Source organism: Cellulomonas bogoriensis 69B4 = DSM 16987 (assembly GCF_000767165.1).
Classification (GTDB): Bacteria; Actinomycetota; Actinomycetes; order Actinomycetales; family Cellulomonadaceae; genus Actinotalea; species Actinotalea bogoriensis.
Genome location: NZ_AXCZ01000226.1, coordinates 1 through 3,401, shown reverse-complemented (window position 1 = coordinate 3,401; position 3,401 = coordinate 1). Strand labels below are relative to the sequence as shown.

Annotated in this window: 2 protein-coding genes and 1 pseudogene; 1 reads left to right on the top strand and 2 read right to left on the bottom strand. The window is 76.0% G+C overall.

Going from position 1 to position 3,401, the window contains the following annotated elements; genetic code table 11:
• The coding region (locus N869_RS17945) for a hypothetical protein (protein ID WP_198026086.1) at nt 1–2,237 on the top strand (2,237 nt) is incomplete at its 5' end.
• 3 nt (nt 2,238–2,240) lie between these two features.
• Here N869_RS17945 and N869_RS13730 read toward each other — a convergent pair.
• Both N869_RS13730 and N869_RS17940 read right to left on the bottom strand, forming a co-directional pair.
• Nucleotides 2,241–2,936: an SDR family oxidoreductase gene (locus N869_RS13730; protein ID WP_052105583.1), complete on the bottom strand. Its 696-nt coding sequence runs from the start codon at nt 2,934–2,936 to the stop codon at nt 2,241–2,243.
• A 52-nt stretch (nt 2,937–2,988) separates the two neighbouring features.
• Nucleotides 2,989–3,401: pseudogene (locus N869_RS17940) on the bottom strand (glycosyltransferase family 2 protein); the annotation flags it as partial.

Here is a 3,401-nt window from a genome sequence, read left to right as displayed (position 1 = left end):
CGGCGGCCGCTGCGCCGGCCGGCGGGTGGAGGTGCGAGGCCACCGCCCCGTCGGTCACGACGTGCCGCACCGAGGGCGTGCCGGCCGGTGGGGCCAGCGAGCTGGACGCCCGCATCATCGTGACCGACCCCGACCTGGACGGCACCGTGGAGGTGCAGGTGGACGTCCGTACCTGGACCGAGCGGGATCCGGCCAGCCCCGTGGTCGCGACCCTCACCACCCGGGTCAGCTCGACCCCGGCCCGCATGGAGGTCCAGGCCCCCGCCACGGTCGTCCTGAGCGGGGACCCCGACGCCCGGCACACGCGCACCGTGCGGGTGGACGTCCGCAACACCGGCGGGACCACCCGGCCGGACGCCCGCCTCACCCTCGAGGTCCCGGCGGCGCTCGACGGGCTCACGGTCCGGCCCGCGGCCGGGTCCCCGTGGTCGTGCCCGACGTTGTCGCCCGGCACCCGCACCTGCACCGTGGACGTGCTGCCGCGCGGTGCGTCGGTGCCCCTGGACCTGGAGCTGGCCGCGCCCCGCCTGGACCTGGGCGCCGACCGGCCCCTGCACGACCTGGACGTGAGCGGCACCCTCACCGCCCGCACCGTCCACTCCACGGCCACCACCGAGGTGCGCCTCGTCTCGGCCCCGGGGCGCCTGCTGGTCCCGGACCCCGAGCCGCTCACCGTCGAGGCCGCCATCGACGGGCCGCGCACCGGCGACCTGGTGGTCCCCGTCCGCAACACGGGGGGCACGACCGTCCCGGTGACGGTGCACCTGGACCTCCCCGAGCTGCCGGCCGGTGCGACGCTCGCCGTGGCGGACGGCCCGTGGGTGTGCGCCGACGGCACCTGCACCCTGCCGGCCCTCGCACCGGCGACCACCGAGCGGCTCACCCTCACCGTCGGGCTGCCGGCCCTGGACCTCACCGACGACGCCCCGTTCGTGGGGCCCCCGGTGACCACCCCGGTGGGGGTTCGCGTGGACGGTGCCCGTGACGTGCAGGTACCCCTCACGCTCCAGCCCGCGTCCGCCCCGCCCCTGCTGACCGTCGAGACGAACCCCGGCGGACCGGGCGCCCCGGTCGACCTGACCCTGAGGGTCACCAACCCGGGCGGGTCCACCCTGACGGGCCTGACGCTGCAGGTCGCCCTGCCGCAGGGGATCTCGCTGACCCCGGGTCTGCGGTGGCAGCAGTGCGGCACCGGCACCTGGTGCACGGCCGTGGGCCCCGTCGTCGGCGGCGGTTCGGCGCAGGCCCCGGTGCGTGTGACCGTCCCGCCCGGCACGGCGAACCGCACCGTCGTCCTCACCCTGCGTGACGGCGACGGGAGCCTGGTGGCCCGCACCGAGCACGACCTGGCGGTCACGGCAGTGGCCGAGCTGCGTGCGACGTCCACCCTGGACCGTGAGGTGCTCGTCGGTGCCGAGCCAGCCGTGGCGACCACCCTGGTGGCCAACGACGGGCAGGCGCCCGCGGACCAGGTGCGGGTCGCGGTCACCCTCCCGTCAGGGGTCCTCACCGGGGTCGCGGGTTGTGAGTCCCTCGAGGACGGGACCACCGTGTGCGAGCAGAGCATCACCGTCGCACCCGAGGACCAGACCGAGGTGACGGTCCCGTTCACCGGTGCGGTGGTCGACGCCGACCTGGCGGCGGCCGTGGCCGTCGAGGTCGAGCACGACGGGGAGGTCGTGCTGGCGGCGGCCCACCCGCTGCGCCTGGTCTCGGCGCCGGCCGACCTGACCGTGCACGCCCCGGAGCTGCTGCACGTCGAGCGGGACGTGCCGGCCACCGTCACCTACCTGGTCCACAACCAGGGGGGGACCACGGCGCCGGGTGCGACCGTGGTCCTCAGGCTCCCGCCCGGGGTGTTCTGGGAGTCGGGCGGTGGGAACGGCTGGTCGTGCCAGGCACCCACCGGCAGCAACGCCGACGTGCCGTGCACCACCGGTGCGCCCCTCGCCCCCGACGCGGGCGCCGAGCTGCAGGTGCGTTTCGTCGCGCAGGGCAATGCCGACGGGCGGGTCATGAGCGCCACCCTCGCCCCCTCGGCCCACCCGGCAGTCGTCACCACCGTCCGGGTCGCCCCACTGCCGGCGTGCGAGCCCCCGTGGCGGCCGTGGGCCTTCTACCGGAGCGGCGACCTGGTGTCCTATGAGGGCTCCAACTACCGCGCGCACGGCGTTATCGGCGGGCTCACTGCTCCCGGCACCGGCTACGCCTGGACCCAGATCTCCGCCTGCGCCTGACGCTCAGGCGTCTGCCACCGCGCCGGCCGACCCGTCCCCGGGCTCCCCCCGGGAGGCGGCCTGCACCGCGGCGTCCACCAGGTCCTCCCCGCTGACGACCTCCAGGGTCAGGCCTGCGCTCGCGGGCTCGTCCAGGACGGCCGCGAGCACGGCGGCGACGTCCTCCCGGGGGATCTGCGCCCGGTCCACGGACCCGGCCAGCAGCACCCGTCCGGTGCCCTCGTCGTCGGTCAGGCCGCCCGGTCGCACGATGGTCCAGTCCAGGTCCCGGGCACGGAGGTCCTGCTCGGACGCTGCCTTGGCGTGCAGGTAGGCGCGGAACGTCTCGTCCTCGACCTGGTCGGCGTGGTCCACGCCCATCGCGGAGACCAGCACGTACCGGCGCACCTGCGCGGCCTCGGCTGCGTCGGCGAGCAGCGCGGCCGCGGCACGGTCGACGGTGTCCTTGCGGGCGATTCCCGAGCCGGGGCCGGCGCCTGCGGCGAACACCACGGCGTCGGCGCCCTCCAGGGTCGGGGCGACCGCGGGGACGTCGGCGTGCTCGAGGTCGACCACCGCGGCCTCGGCGCCCAGGGCGGCCAGGTCGCCCACGTGATCGGGGTTGCGGACCATGCCCACGACGGTGTCGCCGCGGGAGGTGAGGCGGCGCGTGAGCCGCATGGCGATCTGACCGTGTCCACCGGCGATGACGATGCGCATCCACCCACGCTAGGTCGCCCGGCTCATCGGCGCAGCCGGTGCGGGCACCGGCTCATCGGTGCAGCCGGTGGGCCCATCGTCGCCACGGGGGGCTGTCGCGCCAGTTCAGGCGCAGGGTGCGCCAGGCCCGGCGGAACCGTCTGCGCATCTGGGGCCCGGCCTCGAGGCTGCGGCCGTCGACACCCACCACCAGAGTTGGGTCGCGCCGCACCCGCAGGCCCGGACCCAGGACCAGGGACAGGTCGACGTCGTCGTGGACCTCCGGGTCGTCGCGGTGCACCCGGTCGGTGACGGTGAGCCACACGGACCTGCGGATGGCCATGTTGGAGCCCCACAGGGGCGGGCGGGCCATCGCGGCGTACATGCTCCACGTGTAGGACCACAGGTACAGGCGACCGTGCAGGGGACGGCGTCGCGGGGGCAGGTCGTAGAACCAGCCCCCGCCGGTGAGCGCCTGCAGGTCGG